The organism is Bradyrhizobium sp. SZCCHNR1002, from assembly GCF_032381435.1.
GTDB classification, from domain to species: Bacteria; Pseudomonadota; Alphaproteobacteria; order Rhizobiales; family Xanthobacteraceae; genus Bradyrhizobium; species Bradyrhizobium aeschynomenes.
Genome location: NZ_JAUHIS010000007.1, coordinates 316,086 through 336,777 on the forward strand (window position 1 = coordinate 316,086; position 20,692 = coordinate 336,777).

At 65.5% G+C, this 20,692-nt stretch carries 20 protein-coding genes; 13 read left to right on the plus strand and 7 right to left on the minus strand.

Going from position 1 to position 20,692, the window contains the following annotated elements:
- The first annotated feature begins 420 nt into the window (after positions 1-420).
- On the plus strand, positions 421-1,617 hold the full coding sequence (locus QX108_RS28860; protein WP_315783976.1) for an ATP-binding protein: 1,197 nt from the start codon (positions 421-423) through the stop codon (positions 1,615-1,617).
- On the opposite strand, the gene QX108_RS28865 is transcribed toward QX108_RS28860, so the two are convergent.
- Positions 1,544-2,437 (minus strand): YihY/virulence factor BrkB family protein, encoded by an 894-nt coding sequence (locus QX108_RS28865; RefSeq protein ID WP_315726423.1) that lies wholly within the window; start codon positions 2,435-2,437, stop codon positions 1,544-1,546. The two genes, QX108_RS28860 and QX108_RS28865, sit on opposite strands and share 74 nt — an antisense overlap.
- Positions 2,438-2,567: 130 nt before the next feature.
- Here QX108_RS28865 and QX108_RS28870 point away from each other — a divergent pair, with 130 nt between their 5' ends.
- From QX108_RS28870 to QX108_RS28895, 6 genes are all read left to right on the plus strand, one after another.
- Complete coding sequence (locus QX108_RS28870) at positions 2,568-2,762, plus strand: twin transmembrane helix small protein (RefSeq protein ID WP_008964842.1); 195 nt, start codon at positions 2,568-2,570, stop codon at positions 2,760-2,762.
- A gap of 41 nt (positions 2,763-2,803) precedes the next feature.
- Positions 2,804-3,376: a cob(I)yrinic acid a,c-diamide adenosyltransferase gene (locus tag QX108_RS28875; protein WP_172111349.1), complete on the plus strand. Its 573-nt coding sequence runs from the start codon at positions 2,804-2,806 to the stop codon at positions 3,374-3,376.
- A 117-nt stretch (positions 3,377-3,493) separates the two neighbouring features.
- Positions 3,494-4,243 (plus strand): electron transfer flavoprotein subunit beta/FixA family protein, encoded by a 750-nt coding sequence (locus QX108_RS28880; protein ID WP_008964844.1) that lies wholly within the window; start codon positions 3,494-3,496, stop codon positions 4,241-4,243.
- Positions 4,243-5,181 (plus strand): electron transfer flavoprotein subunit alpha/FixB family protein, encoded by a 939-nt coding sequence (locus QX108_RS28885; protein WP_315783979.1) that lies wholly within the window; start codon positions 4,243-4,245, stop codon positions 5,179-5,181. Before QX108_RS28880 ends, QX108_RS28885 begins: the two co-directional genes overlap by 1 nt.
- A 100-nt stretch (positions 5,182-5,281) precedes the next feature.
- Entirely contained in the window at positions 5,282-6,160 is an 879-nt protein-coding gene (locus QX108_RS28890; protein ID WP_315783981.1) for a 3-hydroxybutyryl-CoA dehydrogenase, read from the plus strand.
- A 73-nt stretch (positions 6,161-6,233) separates the two neighbouring features.
- Positions 6,234-6,431: a putative motility protein gene (locus QX108_RS28895; RefSeq protein ID WP_172111345.1), complete on the plus strand. Its 198-nt coding sequence runs from the start codon at positions 6,234-6,236 to the stop codon at positions 6,429-6,431.
- A gap of 199 nt (positions 6,432-6,630) precedes the next feature.
- Here QX108_RS28895 and tlpA read toward each other — a convergent pair whose 3' ends face one another.
- A complete protein-coding gene (tlpA, locus tag QX108_RS28900; RefSeq protein WP_315783983.1) occupies positions 6,631-7,320 on the minus strand; it encodes a thiol:disulfide interchange protein TlpA in 690 nt (229 codons plus the stop codon).
- 96 nt (positions 7,321-7,416) lie between these two features.
- Between tlpA and argH the strand changes: the two genes are divergently transcribed.
- The 3 genes from argH to lysA all read left to right on the plus strand — a co-directional run bounded on the left by argH (position 7,417) and on the right by lysA (position 10,798).
- Positions 7,417-8,808, plus strand: a complete 1,392-nt coding sequence (argH, locus tag QX108_RS28905; protein WP_315783984.1) for an argininosuccinate lyase — start codon at positions 7,417-7,419, stop codon at positions 8,806-8,808.
- A 97-nt stretch (positions 8,809-8,905) separates the two neighbouring features.
- Positions 8,906-9,199, plus strand: a complete 294-nt coding sequence (gene lptM, locus QX108_RS28910; protein WP_315783986.1) for an LPS translocon maturation chaperone LptM — start codon at positions 8,906-8,908, stop codon at positions 9,197-9,199.
- A gap of 333 nt (positions 9,200-9,532) precedes the next feature.
- Complete coding sequence (gene lysA / locus QX108_RS28915) at positions 9,533-10,798, plus strand: diaminopimelate decarboxylase (RefSeq protein WP_315783988.1); 1,266 nt, start codon at positions 9,533-9,535, stop codon at positions 10,796-10,798.
- A gap of 220 nt (positions 10,799-11,018) precedes the next feature.
- On the opposite strand, the gene QX108_RS28920 is transcribed toward lysA, so the two are convergent.
- On the minus strand, positions 11,019-11,315 hold the full coding sequence (locus QX108_RS28920) for a HigA family addiction module antitoxin (protein WP_315783990.1): 297 nt from the start codon (positions 11,313-11,315) through the stop codon (positions 11,019-11,021).
- Between the two features lie 192 nt (positions 11,316-11,507).
- Here QX108_RS28920 and argC point away from each other — a divergent pair, with 192 nt between their 5' ends.
- Together argC and QX108_RS28930 are read left to right on the plus strand one after the other, a co-directional pair.
- Complete coding sequence (gene argC / locus QX108_RS28925; RefSeq protein WP_315783992.1) at positions 11,508-12,482, plus strand: N-acetyl-gamma-glutamyl-phosphate reductase; 975 nt, start codon at positions 11,508-11,510, stop codon at positions 12,480-12,482.
- A gap of 284 nt (positions 12,483-12,766) precedes the next feature.
- The gene (locus QX108_RS28930) at positions 12,767-14,512 is read left to right on the plus strand and encodes an SUMF1/EgtB/PvdO family nonheme iron enzyme (protein ID WP_315783994.1); all 1,746 of its coding nucleotides are present in this window, start codon (positions 12,767-12,769) and stop codon (positions 14,510-14,512) included.
- Positions 14,513-14,639: 127 nt separating this feature from the next.
- Here QX108_RS28930 and QX108_RS28935 read toward each other — a convergent pair whose 3' ends face one another.
- The 4 genes from QX108_RS28935 to QX108_RS28950 form a co-directional block, all read right to left on the minus strand.
- Entirely contained in the window at positions 14,640-15,158 is a 519-nt protein-coding gene (locus tag QX108_RS28935) for a hypothetical protein (protein WP_315783996.1), read from the minus strand.
- A 68-nt stretch (positions 15,159-15,226) separates the two neighbouring features.
- Positions 15,227-15,754, minus strand: a complete 528-nt coding sequence (locus tag QX108_RS28940) for a hypothetical protein (RefSeq protein WP_315783997.1) — start codon at positions 15,752-15,754, stop codon at positions 15,227-15,229.
- A complete protein-coding gene (locus tag QX108_RS28945; RefSeq protein ID WP_315783998.1) occupies positions 15,729-16,262 on the minus strand; it encodes a hypothetical protein in 534 nt (177 codons plus the stop codon). Before QX108_RS28945 ends, QX108_RS28940 begins: the two co-directional genes overlap by 26 nt.
- Before the next feature lie 219 nt (positions 16,263-16,481).
- Positions 16,482-16,994 (minus strand): hypothetical protein, encoded by a 513-nt coding sequence (locus tag QX108_RS28950; RefSeq protein WP_315783999.1) that lies wholly within the window; start codon positions 16,992-16,994, stop codon positions 16,482-16,484.
- Positions 16,995-18,038: 1,044 nt separating this feature from the next.
- Between QX108_RS28950 and QX108_RS28955 the strand changes: the two genes are divergently transcribed.
- The gene (locus tag QX108_RS28955; protein WP_315784000.1) at positions 18,039-20,675 is read left to right on the plus strand and encodes a TIGR02302 family protein; all 2,637 of its coding nucleotides are present in this window, start codon (positions 18,039-18,041) and stop codon (positions 20,673-20,675) included.
- Positions 20,676-20,692: the final 17 nt, after the last annotated feature.

Sequence of the window (20,692 nt, forward strand, 5' to 3'; positions counted from 1 at the left end):
CTCAGTGGCGCGGGTTAATCGGGAGCTTCAATCGAAAGCGGCACGACGAGACATGACAGTAGAAGTGCCCCTTCGTTTTTCGGAGTTCATGTCACAGGGGCCATGATGAAGCGCGTTCGGAATATGAGTACGGGGCGTCGGGCCCGACCGGCCAAGCCGGCTGCGCCCAGGCCCGGCCGCGCGTCCGGAGCGCCCGGGGGACAGACGTCCACCAGGACGACATCGTCGCGAAGGCCGTCGTCCAAGACGCAGAAGCCGAAAAGCAACGCTGCGGGCGCGGCGCCGGCGAAGGAGCGCGCCAAGGCGCGGCCGCTCAAGAAACATGTTCCTCAGGTCACGGCGATGGCGGGCGGACGGCGAAGCTCGTCCAAATCCCACGCCCGGAAGGCTGAAACGGCGAAGTCGATGTCTGGGGCTTCGATGTCCAGGGGCGGGGGCTCTGGATCGCCGGGGGCCGGTGTCGTCGAGGCCGCCCTGGCGGTGTTCGCGCATGAGGTGCGCACGCCCCTGACGGGCATTCTTGCCATCAGCGACCTGCTCGCCACCTCCGAGCTCGGCGAGCGCGAGCGGCGCTGGGTGGATACGATCAAGGCCGGTGCGGAGCATCTGTCGAGTCTGGCGACGCTGTTCGTGGATGCGGCCAAGGACGAGACCGCGGGCGCGCTGCTGCGCGAGGATCTGTTCGATCTGCGGGTGCTGGCGCGGGCTGCGGGCGACTCGCTGTCGGGCCGTGCCGCCGCGAAGGGGCTGGAGGCGCGCGTCGATGTCTCCGACGCGCTGCCGGGGCTGGTGATCGGCGATCCCGTCCGGCTTCGGGCGGCGCTCGAGAACCTGATCGACAACGCCGTCAAGTTCACCGAGCAGGGTGGTGTGGCGCTTGAGATCGCCCTGGCCGGCAAGTCGGCGCGCGGCAAGGCGGCCAGGAGCGCCGGCAAGGGAAAGGTTGCGGTCGCCTTTCACGTCTCGGATTCCGGCATCGGTCTGACCCTGCAGGAGATCAAGCGGCTGTTCCGCCCGTTCAGCCAGGCCAATGTCTCGATCGCCTCCCGCTTCGGCGGCGCCGGTCTGGGGCTGTCCTCCGTGCGCCAGCTGGCGCGCGCCATGGGCGGCGATGTCGCTGTGGCGTCGAATGAGGGTGGCGGCACCACCTTCACGCTGACGGTCACGCTGGCCATTGCAACTGCGCCGCACACGACGGCAGGCGGTGGCGAGGACGGCGTGACCCTGGCACCGACGCGGCCGTTGCGCATCCTGGGCGTCGAGGACAATCCGTTCGGCCGCGTGGTGCTCAACACCATCCTCAACGAGCTCGGCCATCAGGCCGAGTTCATCGGCCGCGGCGAAGCCGCGCCCGAGCGGGTCGCTGCCGGCAGCTACGACGCCGTGCTGATGGACATGGTGCTGCCCGGCATCAACGGCATCGAGACGATCGCCCGGATCCGCGCCCTTGGTGCGCCCCATGGCGCCATCCCGATCATCGGCGTGTCCGGGCGCGGCGAAGACGAGGCGGCCTCGCGTGCCGCGGGGGCCGATGCCTTCCTGCTCAAGCCCGTTTCGCCGCGGGCTCTAGCGACTGCGCTTCTTGGAGCGACACGCCGCGCGGCAACCGCGACTTGATGATCGAGGCGTTCAGCTCGCCGCCATACACGAAGATCGCGGCGATGAAATACAGGAACACCAGCGCGATGATCACGGACGCGAGTCCGGCATACATGGTGACGTAGTTGTTGGCGAACCGCGCCAGGTACTGGCCGAACACGATGCCCGAGACCAGCGAGGCGACGAAGGTGAAGACGATGCCGGGCATGATCTGCATGAAGCTGCGCCGCCCCGCCGGCAGCCAGGCGTGCAGGATGAACAGCGCGACGACCAGCGCGCTGATGGTGATGCCGTAGCGGGACAGGTTGACGAAGCGCTCATTGGCCTCGACCGCCAGCGGCAGATAGCGCCGGGCGGTGGCCAGCATCAGCGGGCCGAGCACGATCAGGAACGACATCGCCAGCGCCGTGATCGCGGCAACCAGGGTATAGCCGATCGATTCCAGCCGCAGCCAATACCAGCGCCGCTGCTCGATCACGCCATAGGCGCGGTTGAGCGCGACCCGCAGTGCCTCGACGCCGTTCGAGGCGAAATAGACCGCGAGAACGGCACCGATCGTCAGCGCGTCGGTCCGGGTCGTGGTCAGCACGTCGTGGATCTCGCCGGTCAGCGCATCCGCGACCTGCGCCGGCCAGGTCTCGAGCATCAGGGTGGCGGCCTGGTCGGCGAGGTCCTTGGAGCCGAGAAAGCCGGCGAGCGACGTCAACACGATCAGGAAGGGAAACAGCGCCATCAGGGTGGACAGCGCGATGTGGCTGGCAATCGCCCAGCCGTCATCGGCGAGGAACGTGTAGAACGCATCCATGACGACGTGGAAGATGTAGCGAAGCGCCTTCACCTGTCCCTGCACTCCGCGCAACAATCGATCTCCTACAATCCGATATTACGAATGCAAAAGCCAGAAGTTGCAGCCCTGGACGTCCCGATCCGGCATGGCGCTCCTGCGTCTGCGGTGTTATCTAGCGCGAATGGCTTCACTTCTCGGTAAATTCATCCTTCCGATCGCCGTCGGCGCGGTGGCCCTGGTGCTGTTTCTCGGCCTCGTCAACATGACGCGCGGCGGCTCGCCCAATCTGTCGCAGAAGCTGATGCGCTGGCGGGTGATCCTGCAATTCGTCGCGATCGTCATTGCCATGGCGGCGATCTGGGCGATGGGACGCTGAGACGCTTCGACGCTGGCAAACTGGGACGTTGAGAAAACAGCATGGTGGTCCTCAATCGCATCTACACGCGCACCGGTGATGACGGGACGACCGCGCTCGGCAATGGCGAGCGCCGGCCGAAATTCGACCTGCGCGTCTCCGCCTATGGAACCGTGGACGAGACCAACGCTGCCCTCGGCGTCGTCCGGCTGCATCTCGCCGAAGCGCCCGAGATCGATGCGATGCTGGGCCTGATCCAGAACGACCTGTTCGACCTCGGCGCCGATCTGGCGGTACCGCAGCGCGAGGGCAAGGCGGAGCGGCTGCGCGTGGTCGGCAGCCAGGTCGACCGGCTGGAGCGCGACATCGATACGCTGAACGAGAAGCTCGCGCCGTTGACCTCGTTCGTGCTCCCCGGGGGAACCCCCGCGGCCGCCTATCTGCACGTCGCGCGTACCATTTGCCGCAGGGCGGAACGGATCATGGCGGAACTCGCGGGCAAACCCGACGAGCCGGTCAGCGAGGCTGCCATTCGTTATATGAACCGGCTGTCGGATTTCCTGTTCGTGGCGAGCCGCGCCGCCAACCGGAACGGCGCCGGCGACGTGTTGTGGGTGCCCGGGCAGAACCGTTAACCCGGCGGCGTGCGAGCTTGCTTTTTTCACCCCTCGCGCGTTGACCGGGGGGTACGGGCGCTTTAGGTTCCGCGCCCGAAAGGTCAACCCCGGACAATTAAGAGCGAAAGAGGATCGATGAAGGTTCTGGTGCCGGTCAAGCGGGTGGTCGATTACAACGTCAAGGTCCGCGTCAAGAGCGACGGATCGGGCGTTGAGCTCGCCAACGTCAAGATGTCGATGAATCCGTTCGACGAGATCGCCGTCGAGGAAGCGCTGCGGCTGAAGGAAGCCGGCAAGGCGACCGAGGTCGTGGTGGTCTCGATCGGGCCCGCGCAGGCCTCCGAGACCATCCGCACCGCGCTCGCGATGGGCGCCGACCGCGGCATCCTGGTCAAGGCCGAGGGCAATGTGGAACCGCTGGCGGTCGCCAAGATCCTGAAAGCCGTGGCGCAGGAAGAGCAGCCGGGCCTGATCATCCTCGGCAAGCAGGCGATCGACGACGACTCGAACCAGACCGGCCAGATGCTCGCCGCGCTGCTCGGCTGGGCGCAGGCGACCTTCGCCTCCAAGCTCGAGGTCGAAGGCTCCGACTTCAAGGTCACCCGCGAGGTCGACGGCGGCCTGCAGACCGTGAAGCTGAAGGGACCGGCGATCGTCACCACCGACCTCCGCCTCAATGAGCCGCGCTACGCGTCGCTGCCGAACATCATGAAGGCGAAGAAGAAGCCGATCGCCGAGAAGACCGCCGCCGATACCGGCGTCGATCTCACGCCGCGGCTCGAAGTGCTCAAGACCGCCGAGCCGGCCGGCCGCAAGGCCGGCGTCAAGGTGAAGGACGTCGCCGAGCTCGTTTCCAAACTCAAGACCGAGGCGGGGGTGCTCTGATGGCCACGCTGCTGATTGCCGAACACGATAATGCCGGGATCAAGGACGCGACCAACAAGGCGCTGACGGCGGCTGCCGCGCTCGGCGCCGATGTCGACGTGCTGGTCGCGGGCCAGGGCGCGAAGGGCGCGGCGGACGCCGCCGCCAAGCTCGCCGGCGTCAAGAAGGTGCTTCTGGCGGATGATGCGGCCTATGCGCATGATCTCGCCGAGCCGCTCGCCGACCTCGTCGTCAAGCTCGCCGCCAACTACGACGCGGTCGTCGCGCCCGCGACCTCGCGCTTCAAGAACGTGATGCCGCGCATCGCCGCCCTGCTCGACGTGATGCAGGTGTCGGAGATCATCAAGGTGGTCGCGCCCGACACGTTCGAGCGGCCGATCTATGCCGGCAACGCGATCCAGACCGTGAAGTCCAAGGACGCCAAGAAGGTCATCACCGTGCGCACCTCCACGTTCGCCGCTGCGGCGGGCGAAGGCGGCAGCGCGTCGGTCGAGACGGTGGCGGCGGCCGGCGATCCGGCGCTGTCGAGCTTCGTCGGCGAGGAGGTCGCCAAGAGCGATCGGCCCGAGCTGACCTCGGCCAAGATCATCGTCTCCGGCGGCCGCGCGATGCAGAGCCGCGAGAACTTCGCCAAGTACATCGAGCCGCTCGCCGACAAGCTCGGCGCCGGCGTCGGCGCCTCGCGCGCCGCGGTCGATGCGGGCTACGCGCCGAACGACTGGCAGGTCGGCCAGACCGGCAAGGTGGTTGCGCCGGAGCTGTACGTGGCCATCGGCATTTCAGGCGCCATTCAGCATCTCGCCGGTATGAAGGACTCCAAGGTGATCGTCGCGATCAACAAGGACGAGGACGCGCCGATCTTCCAGGTCGCCGATTACGGTCTGGTGGCGGATCTCTACCAGGCGGTTCCCGAGCTGACGGACGCGCTCGGCAAGTAAGACCCTACACACCGGCCGCGCATGGGACTGTCGCGGCCGGTGTTTCATCTGTTAAGGCATGGATGGGCGCCGACCTCGCGCCGTTCCGGTGGATGACGACATGGCTCAGATCAACAAGCTCGGTGTGATCGGCGCAGGACAGATGGGCAACGGCATCGCGCATGTCGCTGCGCTGGCCGGGCTCGACGTGGTGCTCAACGACGTTACCTCCGACCGGTTGAAATCGGGCATGGCGACCATCAACGGCAACCTGACCCGCCAGGTGGCCAAGAAGGTGATCTCCGAGGAGGCGCGCAGCCAGGCGCTGGGCCGGATCTCGATCACGGAAAGCCTCGACGGCCTCGCCGACTGCGATCTCGTCATCGAGACCGCGATCGAGAAGGAGGACGTCAAGCGCAAGATCTTCCACGATCTCTGCGCGGTCCTGAAGCCCGAGGCGATCATCGCCTCCAACACCTCCTCGATCTCGATCACGCGGCTTGCCGCCTGCACCGACCGCCCCGAGCGCTTCATCGGCATTCATTTCATGAACCCGGTTCCGCTGATGGAGCTGGTCGAGCTGATCCGCGGCATTGCCACCGACGACGCCACCTTCGAGGCGGCCAAGGAGTTCGTCGGCCGTCTCGGCAAGCAGGTCGCCGTCTCCGAGGATTTCCCGGCCTTCATCGTCAACCGCGTGCTGCTGCCGATGATCAACGAGGCGATCTACACGCTGTACGAAGGCGTCGGGAACGTCGAGGCGATCGACGCGGCGATGAAGCTCGGCGCGCATCATCCGATGGGGCCGCTGGAGCTGGCGGATTTCATCGGCCTGGACACCTGTCTGTCGATCATGCAGGTGCTGCACGAGGGTCTGGCGGACTCGAAGTACCGGCCGTGCCCGCTGCTGGTGAAATATGTCGAGGCCGGCTGGCTCGGCCGCAAGACGCAGCGCGGCTTCTACGACTATCGCGGCCCCAAGCCGGTGCCGACCCGCTGAAACAATCTGAAACGATCGACACGCTTCGTTAAGGCTGATCGGCTACCGTTCAGCTCAGGCGAGGTATTTGCGTATGGATATGAGCTTGGTGGCTGCGGTCATGGCGCAGCAGGCGAGTGCGACCCAGCAGCAGGTCGCGACATCGGTTTTGAAGCAGAACCTGGATGCGCAGAAGGATGCCGTCCTGACCCTGCTCGGCGGCGCCCAGCAGACCCTGTCGCTCGCCAATGTCGGCCCCGGCGTCGGCGGCAACCTGAATATCGCCGCCTGAGCGCGAGGGGCTGGTTGCGGGGCCAGCGGCCTGTCGCGGCAAATCCGCAGTGGAGTCCGACGCTCCCAACCAACCAGTTGGTCGTCATGCCCGGGCTTGTCCCGGGCATCCACGCCGTTCTGCGCATGCCGGCCGACGTGGATGGCCGGGACAAGCCCGGCCATGACCCCGTAGGAATAGCTTCGCCAAACCCCGAGCGTCAGAGCCCTGCCGCGACCTTCGAGGTCGCCGCCTGGATCAGCTTGAGCGCGTCGGCGCTGTCCCATTCGGCCGGACCGGCGATGGTGGCGATCTCGCAGCCATTGCCGTCGACCAGCACCGAGGTCGGCATGCCCAACGCGCGGCCGACTGCCTTCAGATCCTGGAACACTTTGGCCTTGGCGTCGCTGAAATAAGCGAGCTGCGTCAGCTTGGCGTCGGCGAGGAACGTCTTTGGTTTCTCCGGGTCGCGGGTGTCGATGTTGACCGCGACCACCTGGAAGGCGTCGCTGCCGAGCTTGGCCTGCAGCCCGTCCAGCGCCGGCATCTCCTTGCGGCAGGGCACGCACCAGGTCGCCCAGAGGTTCAATAGCACCGTCTTGCCGCGGAAGTCCGACAGTTTCTTCGCCGCGCCCGAGGCGTCCTCGAAGGCCAGATCCGGCAGCCGCAGCGGCGTCGTTGCCGCCGTCAGCGCCGCCACCTCGCCCCTGATCAGCGGCGCCAGCCGCGCCGCGGTCTTGACCGCCGCCTCGCACGCCTGGTCCCCGGACGGCTTGCCCTTCAACAGTCCGCCGAACGAAACCGCCGCGATGCCGGCCACGGCGACGACGGCCACCGCGCCGGCGACGAGCACGGTTCGGCCGCGCGAGGCGGGGCGGGCAGGGGACGGCTCTGGCTTATCGTTTGTCATGTCGGGTCGGTTGCGGCTATCAGAGGCGCGAATTTCGGGGCATCGAAACGATGTGTCCCATCCAGACGCGGTCATCAAGGTTTAAGAGCGGCAGGCATGAGCAACAAGATGTGGGGCGGCCGGTTCACGGAACGTCCCGACGAGATCATGGAGGACATCAACGTCTCGATCGACGTCGATCGCCACCTCTACGCGCAGGACATCGCCGCGTCCAAGGCGCACGCCGCCATGCTTGCCGCCCAGGGCATCATCACCTCGGGTGATGCGAAAAATATCGGGAAGGGTCTAGACACGATCCTGTCAGAGATCACCAAGGGCTCGTTCGCGTTCAAGCGCGCCCTCGAAGACATCCATATGAACGTCGAGAGCCGGCTGTCCGAGCTGATCGGCCCCGCCGCCGGCCGGCTGCACACCGCGCGCTCGCGCAACGACCAGGTCGCGACCGATTTCCGCCTGTTCGTCCGCGATACCATCGACGACATCGACGCCGCGCTGGCCGCCTACCAGCAGGCGCTCGCCACCCGTGCGCTGGAATTCGCCGGCACCGTGATGCCCGGCTTCACCCATCTGCAGACCGCCCAGCCGGTCACCTTCGGCCACCATCTCCTCGCCTATGTCGAGATGGCCGGCCGCGACCGCGGCCGCTTCCTCGATGCCCGCAAGCGCCTCAACGAGTCGCCGCTGGGCGCGGCCGCGCTCGCCGGCACCTCGTTCCCGATCGACCGCCACGCCACCGCCGAGGCGCTCGGCTTCGACCGTCCGATGGCCAATTCGCTCGATGCCGTCTCCGACCGCGACTTCGTGCTGGAGACGCTCTCGGCCGCATCGATCTGCGCCGTGCATCTGTCGCGCTTCGCCGAGGAGATCGTGATCTGGACCTCGCCGCTGGTCGGCCTGATCAAGCTGTCGGACAAGTTCACCACCGGCTCCTCGATCATGCCGCAGAAGCGCAATCCGGACGCCGCCGAGCTCGTCCGCGCCAAGACCGGCCGCGTCATCGGCGCGCTCAACGGCCTGCTGATCGTCATGAAGGGCCTGCCGCTCGCCTATCAGAAGGACATGCAGGAGGATAAGCAGGGCGCGATGGAGGCCTTCGCCGCGCTGTCGCTCGCGATCAGGGCCATGACCGGCATGGCGCTCGACCTGGTGCCCGACGAGGCCCGCATGAAGGCCGCCGCCGGCGAGGGCTACGCCACCGCCACCGATCTCGCCGACTGGCTGGTCCGCACCCTCAAGATGCCGTTCCGCGAGGCCCATCACGTCACCGGCCGAATCGTCGCACTCGCCTCGAAGCAGGGCGTGGCGCTGCACGAGCTGCCGCTGAAGGCGATGCAGGAGGTCGAGCCCAGGATCACCGCCGACGTGCTCGGCGTGCTCAGTGTGGAATCCTCCGTGAAGAGCCGCACCAGCTTCGGCGGCACCGCGCCGAAGAACGTGGCCTCGCAGGCCAAGGCCTGGCTGAAGCGGCTGGAAAAGCAGCGAAAGTAGGGTTTTCGCCCGAAATTCGATCGCCGCAATTTGATCGTCCTGGCGTGGCACTCCCGCACTCGTCAGGCCGGTGCATTCTCTGTATGGTGCCGCCCGCATGGGGATTTCACACGTGAATCGCGCTCGCCGTCCAACCTCCGCCGCCCGGATCGTTCTCGTCCTGGGCGCCTCCGCCCTTCTGCTGGCCGCCTGCGGCCGCAAGGGCCCGTTGGACCTGCCGGCCAATTCCCCGCCGGCCCCGCAGATGTCCGCGGCGCCCGCCGATACCGCGACGGACGCCGCCAACAAGCCCGGCCTGTTCAACTCCGGCTACGGCGCCGACTCCGCCCCCGCCGCCACCCGCGGCCAGAAGAAACCGTTCTTCCTGGATCCGCTGCTGGACAGCAAATAGCGGCTGCTGGCGGCGGGAAGCCGCTATCTGATCCTCACCGGGCCCGACGATCTGGTCCCGGGTCTCTCCTCTCGTCATGGCCGGGCTTGACCCGGCCATCCACGTCGTGCGGCATCCTGGGACGGACGTGGATGCCCGGGTCAAGCCCGGGCATGACGCCGGAGAGATAGCTGGGCACAATCGAACTCCAAGTGCGCTGCTTCACCAAGTGCGCTGCTTCACCCTCCCCCCTCCAGGGGAGGGTGGCAGCGCGGGTTTGACATTCCACCCCATTTCCCGGCAATTCGCCGCCACAATCACTCATCTCGCAGCCCCGCGCGCGGACCAAAACCCATGAACCATTTCGACTACCGCGACGGCGTGCTGCACGCCGAGGCCGTCAATCTCGCTGATCTCGCCGCGTCAGTCGGCACCCCGTTCTACTGCTACTCCACCGCCACCCTGGAGCGGCACTACCGCGTGTTCGCGGACGCCTTCGCCGGCCAGGACGTGCTGATCTGCTACGCGATGAAGGCCAATTCCAACCAGTCGGTGCTGCGCACGCTCGCCAAACTCGGCGCCGGCGCCGACGTCGTCTCCGGCGGCGAATTGAAGCGCGCGCTGGCCGCCGGCATTCCGTCGCGGAAAATCGTGTTCTCAGGCGTCGGCAAGACCGAGGCCGAGCTGCGCGCCGCGCTCGCGGCCGACATCCACTGCCTCAACATCGAATCCGAGCCCGAGCTCGACCTGCTGGCGCGCCTCGCCGTGGAGACCGGCCACACCGCCCGCATCTCCATCCGCGTCAATCCGGACGTCGATGCCGGCACGCACGCCAAGATCTCGACCGGCAAGTCGGAGAACAAGTTCGGCATTCCCCTGGAGCACGCCCGCCGCGTCTACGCCCGCGCGGCCAAAATGCCGGGCATCAAGGTCACCGGCGTCGACGTCCATATCGGCAGCCAGATCACCGATCTCGGCCCCATGGAGACCGCGTTCCGCATCCTCACCGAGTTCGTGCAGACGCTGCGCGCCGACGGCCACGACATCTCCCATGTCGATTTCGGCGGCGGCCTCGGCATCCCCTATCACATGGACCATGCGGTGCCGCCGGAGCCCGCCGCCTACGCCGCGATGGTCAAGCGCGTGTCGCACAATCTCGGCTGCACGCTGATGTTCGAGCCGGGCCGCATGATCGTCGGCAATGCCGGCATCCTCGTCGCCAAGGTGATCTATGTGAAGCACGGCGAGGCCAAGAACTTCGTCATCATCGACGCCGCGATGAACGATCTGATCCGCCCGACGCTCTATGAGGCGCATCACGACATCCTCCCCGTCAAGCAGCCCGCGCCGAACGCGCCCGCCTTCGTGGCCGACGTCGTCGGCCCGGTCTGCGAAAGCGGCGACTACCTCGCGCTCGACCGCGCGCTGCCGGAGCCCGCGCCCGGCGACCTCCTCGCCATCATGACCGCAGGCGCCTACGGCGCCGTGCAGGCCTGCACCTACAACACCCGCGCGCTGGTGCCTGAGGTGCTGGTCAAGGGCGACCAGTCCGCCGTGATCCGCCCGCGCATTGAGGTCGAGCAACTGATCGCGATGGACACGCCGGCGCCGTGGTTGTGAGGGGCGCTATCGCCCCGACACCTTACCCGCGCTGTTGCGCTCGCCTGTCTCCACAACGTCATGCCCGGGCTTGTCCCGGGCATCCACGTCCATCCGAGCGCGCAGAGCGACGTGGATGGCCGGGACAAGCCCGGCCATGACGGAGTAACTGATAAGCAGGTCGTTCGGCGCACCAGCATAGATCGTCGTGACTGCCACGATCCTCCTGCCGAGTTGTTACTCACACGGCCTCGTAAGCCGCAATCTTCTCAATGTCAGGCGCGAGCATGTCTTCCGCTGTTTCGAGATCGAAGCGCGCCTGCATGTTCATCCAGAATGCACCGCCGGTCTTGAAGAATTTGCCGAGCCGCAACGCGGTGTCGGCCGTCACCGGTTTCTCTTCGCGCGCAATGCGCTCGATCCGGGTGCGCGGTACCTTCAGCGCGGCGGCGACCGCATAGGGCGTGAGCTTAAGCGGGACGAGGAACTCTTCCCGCAGGATTTCACCGGGATGAACCGGCGGCAGCTTCTTCGCCATCTGCGTTCTCGCATGTCTGTGGCCACATCGGACTTGTTCCGGCGCTCGGGGGCAGGGCTGACGGCAGCAGCCTGGTTTGCTTATTGGCCATGGCGATTTTAGTTTAACCCGGATCGGACGCCTCCGCGAGATCGCGTTCCCTGGTCGCTTCCCGACCTGATCGGTCACACTGTTCTGCGAGGACCCCCACCCATGAGCATTCGCGTCGGCATCGTCGGCATCTCCGGTTTTGGCGGCGGCGAGGCGATGCGCCTGGTCGCGGGGCATCCCGCGTTCGAGCTGGTCTACGCCGCGGGCGAGGGCAGCGCCGGCCAGCGTCTGTCGCAGCGCTTCCCCGGCGTGCCCGCAAAACTCGCCGATCTCGTGATCGAGAAGTGGGACCCTGCGCGCCTGCCGCCGCTCGACGTGCTGTTCGCCTCGCTCCCCACCGGCGCCTCGCGCGAGGCGCTGGCGCGCGTGCCAAGCCACGTGAAGATCGTCGACATCGGCGGCGACCACCGCTACGCCGACGGCTGGACCTACGGCCTCGCCGACGTCTGGCCGAGCGAGATCGCGGGCCAGACCCGCATCGCCAATCCCGGCTGCTTCCCGGCGGCGGCGCTGACCCCGCTGGCGCCGCTGCTCGCCGCGCAACTGATCTCGCCCGAGAACATCGTGATCGACGCCAAGACCGGCATCTCCGGCGCCGGCCGCGGCGGCGACAGCAAATTCGGCTACGCCGAGAGCAACGAGAACCTGATCCCCTACGGCCTGCTCCGGCACGTCCACATGCCCGAGATCGAAAGCACGATCGCGCGCCTCAGCGGCGGCAGCGCCACAGGCCTCGTGTTCACGCCGCATCTGGTGCCGATGACCCGCGGCATCCTCGCCACCATCTACGCCCGCGGCCGCGCCACCACGGCGCAATGCCTCGACGCCGCCCGCCGCTTCTATCGTGACAGCGCCTTCGTCCGCGTCACCGACACGCCGCCGCAGACCAAATGGGCCAACGGCTCCAACCTCGCCTTCGTCAGCTACGCCGCCGACCCCGACCGCAATTTGGTGATCGCGCTCGGCGTCGTCGACAATCTCGGCAAGGGCGCCGCCGGGCAGGCGGTGCAGAATGCGAACCTGATGTGCGGGCTGCCGGAGACGGTGGGGCTGGAGGGGGCGCCGGTTTGGCCGTGAGGCGCTTGTCGCGTCGGTAACGGCGTAGCTAAGAGGCGCAATCACTGCACGCGGGCGGTTCGACGAGCGAAGCGCCCCCGACGGTCGCCAGTCTTGTGCTCACTCACCCTCGTTGTTCGGAGCCGTCCACCAAGCCCACGTTGGAGACAGAGAGAGCTCAGATACCCCCACCATAACCGTGATCACTGTCATCCCCTGGTTGCACGTTCATACCACCCCTTCTGTAGATATTATATGATAATAGAGTTCCTTTCTGATTTGTCTGGACGCACCCGGGAGATTTCATGCGGTTGTTGCTGGCCCTGATTTTCGTTTTCATATTCTCCGGTGCTGCGAACGCGCAAAAGCGGATCGCACTGGTCGTCGGAAATTCCGCGTACAAGAACACGCCTGCCATCCCGAACCCGGAGCATGATGCAGAGGATATGGCAGCGACTTTGAAGAGGCTTGGTTTCGAAATCTTTTCGGGCACCAATCTCAGCAAATCCGCAATGGAAGATCTGCTCATTCGATTTTCTCGCGAGGTGAAATCGTCGGATGTCGCTCTCGCCTATTACGCTGGTCACGGTATCCAGTTCGGAGGCGTGAACTATCTCGTCCCAATCGATGCCAAGCTCGAGGACGAGGCCGACCTGCGCAGGCTCATCCGCGTCGACGACATCATGTCGGACCTGCAGGCCGCCAAGACGCTTCGAATCCTGGTTCTTGATGCGTGTCGCGACAATCCTCTGGCGGATGGGCTGCGTCGCAAGCTCGAACGGTCAAGAAGCTCATTCGTCCAACAGGGGTTGGCGAAGATAGACAGCCCGGTCGGGACCATCACAGCGTATGCCACGCAAGCAGGGCGGACTGCGGAAGACGGCAGCGGCAGAAACAGTCCGTTCACCCGATCGATCCTGGCGCGCATCGCGGATCCGACGGAGATTGGCGTCACCTTTCGACGTATCGCGAGCGACGTGTACGAGCTGACCAACAAACAGCAGCTTCCGGAGCTTTCGATTTCGCTGGTCGGAGAGCTGTACTTGGCGCCAAACTCGGTAGCAGGTGGTCCATCGACGGCATCTCCTCCCGGCGCCGCTGCCCCGCCTCCGGTCTCCGAGCCCCGGCCGATAAAAGCCTTCAAGGAAGGACGAAGACCGTCAGCTCTCTCCAGCGCTGAGACCATGGCGATCAAGGTCGGTGAAACCTTCAGGGAGTGCGCGCAATGTCCTGAACTCGTCGTCATTCCGGCTGGCGAGTTCATGATGGGCGCAAGTCCGGACGAGAAAAATCCGTCGCGAAACAAGCTGCCGTTCCACACCGTGAAGATCGCGGCGAAACTGGCCGTCGGCCGCTTCGAAGTCACCAATGCTCAGTTTGCGGCATTTTTGACGGCCGTCGCCAAGTCGGGGAGTATCGATTCCTTCGTTGCGCCAAAGCGAGCCGAGCCGAATTCGCATTTCAACTTCCGCGTATCGTCGGGCGGCCCATGGTACTACGTCGACGAAGGTTATGAAGATCATCCGGTGTCATTCGTCACCTTCGGCGGCGCGACGGCCTATGTCGAATGGCTGGCAAAGACGACCGGCAAGCCCTATCGGCTGCTGACCGAGGCGGAATGGGAATACGCAGCTCGCGCCACATCCAAGACCGAATTCTATTACGGCACTGAAGAAGATTGGAAGCAGCATTGCGACTATGCCAATGTCTCGGATCTCGACGCACGCAAGAAGTATCCAAAGGTTCGCGCTGCTCTTTGCAACGACGGCTTTCCGGATCTCGCTCCCGTCGGGAAACTGAAGCCCAATCTATTCGGTCTCCATGACGTGTACGGAAACGTATTTGAGTGGGTGCTGGATTGCACACATGACGATTACAATGGGGCTCCATCCGACGGATCGGCATGGACCAAGGGAGCCGATTGCAACAACCGAATCATCCGGGGAGGCTCCATCAACTATCTCTATGTCAGTAGTACGGATCGCTTCTCTGCGAGCTACGATGAGGACAAGCTCAATGTCGGAATCCGTGTCGTTCGCGCATTGGAGTAGCGGACGTCTCCCGGCGAATGAGATCCGATGCTCTGGATGCTAGGCCTTCCGAAGGATGATTTGTCTTGGCAAGAGGGAAGAAACCTCCACCCCTGGGAATTACAGTGACACAAAATAGGCCGGCGATTCAATCGGCGCAGTGATAGCGCGACTTGAGTCTGAATTGCCACCGCTCGATCCCGAATGGTTCAGGGGCCGATGTGCCGTCAATTGCCAGAACGAGCGCTCGCGCTCCACACTCGCCATCTGTCGCGGAGAGCGTGAACCGCACACGTGGTTGCGTATAGCTTTGCGCAATCAGGGCCTTCCACATTCTTGGGCCGACGGCGCGCATAAATCGGATTCGATCAATGCTGAGCGCTTTACCCACCACTCGAATCCTGGCCTGATTGAAGTCTGCCCCGAATTGAGCCACCCAGAACGCACCACGATTAAAACAAAGCTGTTTGATTGGTTGATATGCAACCGATCCAACCACGATCCGCTCATCTGGTGGAAGTGGATCGTCTTCAACCAGCCAATAGCTGTCCGACTTCATGAGGTTTTCGTAGAGTTGAGGCGCACCACATTTCTGATCGCCCGCATGGGCGGCAGCGCTATAGAGCCCGCCTAGAACGAGCAAGATTACAAGCTTCATATGGCTCATGGCACGGGCCCATCCAGGATTGCGTTGCAAGTGCACTAAGTAACGTCCGCGCGTTCATGCAGGCTGTGTCACGGCTTCTCGGCCAGCTCGAACACCGGGCCCTCGAACCTCGTCGCACCGTCGCACGACATCACCACAAAGCGGAAGCGGCCGTGCAGCGGCACGTTCTTGTCGCACCTGCGGTTGCATTGGGACGAGCAGGACATGCCGGTCCACGGCACCGGCCGCAGGCCGCGTTCGTCCACTTGCACGCATGTGCCGGGCCGCTGGTCGCACGACGCCACCAATCTCATCGTGTCGCGATCGAGATACGGAACGCGCTTGAAGCTGCCGTCGTCGCGCTGCTGCTCGACGATCAGTTTGGGGGCGAGTTCGATCGTCCCATGGGCGCGAAGTTCGAGCGCACCGGGCGCTGGTCCGTTGTGAATCTCGACGGCAGCGGATGGCGGAGCGTCTGCCGCGGGAGTGTGCGCGGGCCATGCGAACACCATTGCGCAGGTCAGCAGGCATGTCAGGGCGCAGGGGCGCAGCAATCGACTTTCTCCGAAGCTTGGTTGGACCAAGATGCGCTCAAGGACGGCGAAAGCGAGATCCATGTGTTGGCCGGGACAGCTCGAAGACGGGGCCCTCGAACCTTGTCCGGCGGTCGCACGACACCACTACGAAGCGGAATCGACCGAACAGCGGATAATTCCGGTCGCAGCCTCCGTTGCATTGGGACGAGCAGGTCAGGCCGCTCCACGGCTCGGGCCGCAGGCCGCGTTCGTCGATCGTCACGCAGGTGCCGGGCCGCTGATCGCATGACGCCACGAGCCTCATCGTGCCGCCGTCGAGATCCTGAACGCGCTCGAAGCTGCCGTCGTCGCGCTGCTCCTCGACGATCAGCTCCGGAGCGAGTTCGACCGTCCCATGGCCGCGAAGCTCGAGTTCGCCGGGCGTCGGTCCGTTGATGATTTCGAGGGCGGCGGAAGCCGAAGCATCTGTTGCAGGAGCGTACGCCGGCCATGCGAGCGCCAACGCACAGGTCAGCAGGCATGTCAGAGCGCGCAGAGACGTCGCGATTGTCTTACGCCAGGGCTGGCGCCGCGTGTTTGACTTGTCCATGCCGGTTCTGCGCCTGGGCGTGGTGGGGACCGGGCCGAACGCAACATGGGCCAAGCGCTGCGCGGCATAAGGTTGCATTTGGCTTTTCAAGTGTGGTCCTCAGAGGTGCGGTGGTCGTGCGCTTGGTGACGATCGAGCGCAGGAGACAAGTGTGTGTCGTCATTCGAATTTGAGACCGCTCTCAGAGCCGAACTGGGGCGGTGTTCCGAAAATCAGTCGTCACCCCTCCTGCCTCGCGTGAAGAGTAAGATGGAATTTTCTGCCCAGATTCTGCGGCACAAAATGAAGGGTGTCGGGATAACGCTCTGCTGGATCGCACGTGTCATCCTGATTGTTATGCCGGTACGATGACCAATACTCAAAAAACAGCGCGCAGAATGCAGATCTCAGCGCAACAATTGCATCCTCGTCCATGTTGGCGGGCACATCAAAGGCCTGAACCAGAAATGTATTTCCATATCGGCCAGCATACTCCTCAGTATATTTGCCAATCTCGCTTAGTCTCGAATCGAACAGGTCTAAGCCCGTGTCCGCGCGGAACTTCTCTCGCGCCGGAGAGCTTGTCAGAAGGGCAACGGTGGTAGGGATCCTCATCTCGCCATTTGGAGCTTCAAATGTGAACAGATATTTGAGGCCGCCGTTGTCGCGGTTCATGTCGACCGTGAGGTACCGGATCGACGCGGTGCCATCGTCTGTCTGAAGGCTTTCGATACGAGGAAACGCAAGCCGCATTGCAGCTCTCCAGAAGGTCTGGTTCGTAACTTATCGCAAGACAGCGATGCTGCATATTGATGTCGTCTCATTGATCGATGTCGAGTTTGCCAAAAATCTCGCTGCAATTGCAGCGTCGGAGCGCTCAACCATTCCTGCTGCGTGTGCCCCGGGCCGGTCCCTCGGTCGGCGTTGGCTTTGGATCGATTTTTCCGTTCCCGATGCGCGCTCGATCCTTTCGAGCAAAGTACCGAAATATGTCTTGCGCTTTATCCGAAATCATGCTCTACTCCTCGCATCCCGTCCCGCTGAGGGGGCGCTTCGCGATCGTCACGGACGTCGGGTGCGGGATGCGGTGGGCGCATGGGGACGCAGCGTGGGCTTGCTCGCGCGGACGAACGATCCCGGTGCGACGAGGAAGTCGCGTGGTTCTGGCATCCCGGTGCTGATGCCAAGCGGGCGAGGACGTGTCGTCCGCGACGGGGCCAACAAGCCGGTCCCCGGGAAGAGCGCGTATAATTCGTAACACCATCGCGCAGGGAAGGCCGGGTGATCCCGGCTGAGCCTGTGGTTCTGCCGCGTGCTTATTTGCTGCACGCGGACCGCAGGTGCCAGCCGGCACCTGGCCTTCCCTGCGCCCTCTGTTTGGAGAGGGTGACGAATTCTTGGATAGCTCGGGTGCGAAGGCGCCGCGAGAACGGATTTGCATGAGATGTGCGTGGTCGGCAGCGGGGGCCTCGCCCTTCGAGACGCCCGCCTGCGGCGGGCCCTCAGGGTGAGGGGCGCGAGTTGTGTGCTGAGTGGCCGCTGAGTGTCAGCGCTGGTCCAACTGCTGACCCTCATGGTGAGGAGCGCCGCGCCGGACGGTGTCTGATGTGCAGCGATACTGCGACGGGCGCGGCGCGTCTCGAACCATGAGGCCCCGGACGCCCGTAACGCCCCGGGAACCCGCCCCGGTCACACTCCCGTGTGGACGGCCTGCGCAGGCGGGAAAGTCTTGGCACGGTGCGTGCCTCATGGATGCCTTTGTGGTAGGGTGAACATCCGGGCAACCTGGAGAGACTGTTGAGCGGCCTCACGAACGAGCCGGCCTCGCCGGCAAGCAGCACTCCCGATGGGCGTCCCGGCGATGGGCTTTCCAGCGATCGCCTCGCGCGGCTCAAGCTCGCGCAGGCGCTGAAGCGGGCGCGGTATGCCATCGCCTGGGAGCGCGGCTGGCCGCATCTCGCGCGGCTGCTGATGGTCGTCGGCCTGTTCCTGATCGTGTCCTGGGCCGGATTGTGGCTCGGCCTGCCGTTCGCGGCGCGCATGATCGGCGTGTCGCTGTTTCTCCTGCTTCTGCTCGGCGCCGCCGTGCCGATCCTCAGATATCGCTGGCCGAGCCGCGAGGAGGGCCTGTCGCGGCTCGATCGCGGCTCCGGCATCGCGCATCGCCCGGCCACCGCGCTCACCGACACGCTCACCACCAAGGATCCGATCGCGCAGGCGCTGTGGCAGGCGCAGCGCGAGCGCACGCTCGCCTCGATCAAGCGCATCCGCGCCGGCACGCCGCGGCCGCGGCTGTTGCTGCATGATCCCTGGGCGGTGCGCGCGCTGGTCGTCGTGCTGCTGGTCGCGACGTATTTTGCCGCCGGCGACGAGCGGCCGATGCGCATCGCCTCGGCGTTCGACTGGAACGGCGTGATGACGCCGGTCGCGATCCGCGTCGATGCCTGGGTCAAGCCGCCGCTCTATACCGCGAAGCCGCCGATCATCCTGTCCGCCGCCAACAAGGAAGGCGCGGTGCCGGCGAATGGCCCGATCGTGGTGCCCGCGGGCGCGACCCTGATCATCCGCTCCAGCGGCGGTAATCTCGACGTCATCACCGGCGGCGGCGTCACCGAGGCCGCGGCGAACGAGGTCGCCGCGAGCGAAGCCGCGCCGAAGGGCACGACCGAGAAGCACTATGTCATCAAGTCCGACGGCACCGTGCATGTGCGCGCGCCGGCGGGCCAGCCGCAATGGGTGTTCGCGGCGACGCCGGACAAGCCGCCGGTCATCAGCATGGCCAAGGACCCGGAGCGCCAGGCGCGCGGCTCGCTGAAACTGTCCTACAAGATCGAGGATGATTACGGCGTCACCGAAGCCCGCGCCAAGGTCGCCGCGCGTGCCGCTGAGACCAAGCCGGACGCGCCCGCGGCGCGGCCGCTGTTCCAGCCGCCGGAGTTTCCGCTGGTGCTGCCGAACGCGCGCACCCGCAACGGCCTCGGCCAGACCGTCAAGGACCTGAGCGAAGACCCCTATGCCGGCGCTGAGGTCACGCTGACCCTGACCGCCAAGGACGAGGCCGGCAACGAGGGCACCAGCGAGCCGTTCGAGACCAGGCTGCCGGAGCGGCTGTTCACCAAGCCGCTGGCGCGGGCGCTGATCGAGCAGCGCCGCATCTTGGCGCTCGACGGCAACCGCAATGGCGACGTGTTCACCGCGCTCGATGCGCTGGCGATCGCGCCGGAATTGTTCTCGCCGGAGCTCGGTCAGTATCTCGGCCTGCAGTCGGTGACGCGCCAGCTCGAGGCCGCGCGCACCGATGACGCGCTGCGCGAGGTCGTGGCCAGCCTGTGGGCGCTCGCGGTCACGATCGAGGACGGCAACATCAGCGACGTCGACAAGGCACTGCGCGCGGCGCAGGACGCGCTGAAGCAGGCGCTGGAGCGCGGCGCCAGCGACGAGGAGATCAAGAAGCTCGCCGAAGACCTGCGCAAGGCGATGGACAACTACATGCGCCAGCTCGCCGAGCAGCTGCGCAACAATCCGCAGATGGCGCAGCGGCCGCTCGACCAGAACACCAAGGTGCTGCGCCAGCAGGACCTGCAGAACATGATCGACCGCATGGAGCGGCTGTCGCGCCAGGGCGACAAGGAGGGCGCGCGCGAGCTGCTCGAGCAGCTGCAGCAGATGCTGGAGAATCTGCAGATGGCGCAGCCGGGCCAGGGCGGCGACCAGGACATGGAGCAGGCGCTCAACGAACTCGGCGACATGATCCGCAAGCAGCAGCAGCTTCGCGACAAGACCTTCAAGCAGGGCCAGGACTCGCGCCGCAACCGCAACAAGCAGGGTCAGCAGGGCGACCAGGACCCGAGCATGGGCGATTTGCAGCAGGACCAGCAGGCGCTGCGCGACCGGCTGAAGCAGCTGCAGGAGCAGCTCGCCAAGCGCGGCATGGGCCAGAAGGGCGAGAAGGGACAGAAGGGTCAGAAAGGCCAGAAGGGGCAGCAGGGGCAGCAAGGCGATCCGGGGGATCAAGGCGAGGAGGGCGATGGCGGCGACGGGCTCGACGAGGCCGACGGCGCGATGGGCGATGCCGGCAGCCAGCTCGGCGACAGCAACGCCGACGGCGCGGTGGAATCGCAGGGCAAGGCGCTGGACGCGCTGCGCAAGGGCGCGAAGAGCCTCGCCGAGGCGATGCAGCAGGGCGACGGCGACCAGCCGGGCGACGGCCCCGGTCAGCGCGCCGGCCGCCAGCAGGGCGCGCAGCAGACCGATCCGCTCGGACGCCCGATGCATCCGGGACGCGACATCGACGATTTCTCGCAGAAGATCCCGGGCGAGATCGACGTCCAGCGCGTCCGCCGCATTCTGGAAGAACTGCGCCGCCGCCTCGGCGATCAGTCGCGGCCGCAGCTCGAGCTCGACTACATCGAGCGGCTGCTGAAGGACTATTAGTTCGCGCGCGGGCCGCG

Excerpts from the sequence above, each read along its gene's own strand:
- QX108_RS28860 (WP_315783976.1), top strand. The coding sequence starts at position 421 with ATGTCCAGGGGCGGGGGCTCTGGATCGCCGGGGGCCGGTGTCGTCGAG.
- QX108_RS28870 (WP_008964842.1), top strand. The coding sequence starts at position 2,568 with ATGGCTTCACTTCTCGGTAAATTCATCCTTCCGATCGCCGTCGGCGCG.
- QX108_RS28875 (WP_172111349.1), top strand. The coding sequence starts at position 2,804 with ATGGTGGTCCTCAATCGCATCTACACGCGCACCGGTGATGACGGGACG.
- QX108_RS28880 (WP_008964844.1), top strand. The coding sequence starts at position 3,494 with ATGAAGGTTCTGGTGCCGGTCAAGCGGGTGGTCGATTACAACGTCAAG.
- QX108_RS28885 (WP_315783979.1), top strand. The coding sequence starts at position 4,243 with ATGGCCACGCTGCTGATTGCCGAACACGATAATGCCGGGATCAAGGAC.
- QX108_RS28890 (WP_315783981.1), top strand. The coding sequence starts at position 5,282 with ATGGCTCAGATCAACAAGCTCGGTGTGATCGGCGCAGGACAGATGGGC.
- QX108_RS28895 (WP_172111345.1), top strand. The coding sequence starts at position 6,234 with ATGGATATGAGCTTGGTGGCTGCGGTCATGGCGCAGCAGGCGAGTGCG.
- tlpA (WP_315783983.1), bottom strand. The coding sequence starts at position 7,320 with ATGACAAACGATAAGCCAGAGCCGTCCCCTGCCCGCCCCGCCTCGCGC.
- argH (WP_315783984.1), top strand. The coding sequence starts at position 7,417 with ATGAGCAACAAGATGTGGGGCGGCCGGTTCACGGAACGTCCCGACGAG.
- lptM (WP_315783986.1), top strand. The coding sequence starts at position 8,906 with ATGGGGATTTCACACGTGAATCGCGCTCGCCGTCCAACCTCCGCCGCC.
- lysA (WP_315783988.1), top strand. The coding sequence starts at position 9,533 with ATGAACCATTTCGACTACCGCGACGGCGTGCTGCACGCCGAGGCCGTC.
- QX108_RS28920 (WP_315783990.1), bottom strand. The coding sequence starts at position 11,315 with ATGGCGAAGAAGCTGCCGCCGGTTCATCCCGGTGAAATCCTGCGGGAA.
- argC (WP_315783992.1), top strand. The coding sequence starts at position 11,508 with ATGAGCATTCGCGTCGGCATCGTCGGCATCTCCGGTTTTGGCGGCGGC.
- QX108_RS28930 (WP_315783994.1), top strand. The coding sequence starts at position 12,767 with ATGCGGTTGTTGCTGGCCCTGATTTTCGTTTTCATATTCTCCGGTGCT.
- QX108_RS28935 (WP_315783996.1), bottom strand. The coding sequence starts at position 15,158 with ATGAGCCATATGAAGCTTGTAATCTTGCTCGTTCTAGGCGGGCTCTAT.
- QX108_RS28940 (WP_315783997.1), bottom strand. The coding sequence starts at position 15,754 with ATGGATCTCGCTTTCGCCGTCCTTGAGCGCATCTTGGTCCAACCAAGC.
- QX108_RS28945 (WP_315783998.1), bottom strand. The coding sequence starts at position 16,262 with ATGGACAAGTCAAACACGCGGCGCCAGCCCTGGCGTAAGACAATCGCG.
- QX108_RS28950 (WP_315783999.1), bottom strand. The coding sequence starts at position 16,994 with ATGCGGCTTGCGTTTCCTCGTATCGAAAGCCTTCAGACAGACGATGGC.